The sequence below is a fragment of the Geminicoccus flavidas genome (genome assembly GCF_009806515.1).
In the GTDB taxonomy this organism is placed as follows: domain Bacteria; phylum Pseudomonadota; class Alphaproteobacteria; order Geminicoccales; family Geminicoccaceae; genus Geminicoccus; species Geminicoccus flavidus.
This window is the reverse complement of record NZ_WUJP01000995.1, coordinates 1-1,147: the sequence shown is the minus strand read 5'-3', so window position 1 is coordinate 1,147 and position 1,147 is coordinate 1. Positions and strand designations below refer to the sequence as shown.

The 1,147-nt window shown below is 65.9% G+C and carries 2 protein-coding genes; both read left to right on the top strand.

Annotated features, from left to right (window positions below):
- The coding region (locus EQG76_RS28255) for an aldo/keto reductase (protein ID WP_200841196.1) at positions 1–394 on the top strand (394 nt) is incomplete at its 5' end.
- Positions 395–821: 427 nt separating this feature from the next.
- Positions 822–1,147 (top strand): SCO family protein (locus tag EQG76_RS28250; protein WP_200841195.1); only part of this gene is annotated, 326 nt, incomplete at its 3' end.

Here is a 1,147-nt window from a genome sequence, read left to right as displayed (position 1 = left end):
CGGCCGCTACAGCCTGCTGAACCAGCCGGCACTGGACGAGTTCTTCCCGCGCTGCGCAGAGCGCGGCGTCCATGTGGTGGTGGGCGGCCCGTATAATTCCGGGCTGATCGCCGGGGGCACCACCTTCGAGTATGCCGAAGCACCACCGGACAAGGTCGCCGCGCGCGACCGGCTGCGCACGATCGCTGAACGCCATGGGGTCGACCTGCGCGCGGCCGCCCTGCAGTTCTGCGCCGCCCATCCGGTGGTGGCCACGGTGATCCCCGGCACCAAGAACGCGGAGCGGGTCCGGCAGAACGCCGAGCTGATGCGGCAGCGGATCCCGGCGGCGTTCTGGCAGGAGCTGAAGGCCGAGGGCGTGCTGCCGGACGCGGCACCGGTCCCGGCGGGCTGAGGGGCAGCCCCCGGCCAAAGCCGCGCAGCATCTCGACATCACCGCCTGAAGGCGGCCGGGCAGCGCGCCCGGCCGCCCGCGCCCGTGCGCTGTCGCCGGCCCAGGGCATTGGCTGCCCGCTCGTCAGCAGGCGCCTGGGGGAGCCATGTTCTCAGGCCTTTTTATAGCCAAAGTTATAGTCATCTATAACTTCAAAGTATTCAGGTATATAACCTGAATTAAATCAACTTGACATGAATGTGATGATCCGTACTTATTTGTAATTATCCTGATGCGGTGCCATTAGGCGCCTGCTTGCGATGATGTTCGGGCGGCGCTGTCCGCTCGGGCCCATGCATGATCTTCCCTGGGCCAGTGAGTGTCCGCCGGGGGGATGCGCGCGCCTTGCCGCGCCTTTCTCGAGGACGAGGATATGGATCGAAGAACATTGTTCACAGGAGGTGGCGGCGTCATTGCCGGAACGGTCGCCGGTTCGGCCCTGCCCGGAGCGCAGGCGGCGGTCGGCGCGAGCAAGCCCTATGGCATCCCCGACATCGCGGTGGTCGACCAGGACGGCCGGGAATACCGGTTCTACGACGACCTGATCCGCGACCGGGTGGTGCTGATCAACTTCTTCTTCCAGAGCTGCGGCCAGGTCTGCCCGCTGGTCACCGAGAACCTGCGCACCGTGCAGGATGCGCTGGCCGAGCGGGTGGGCCAGGACATCTTCATGTACTCGATCACGCTGCAGCCGCATTTCGACCGGCCGCACAT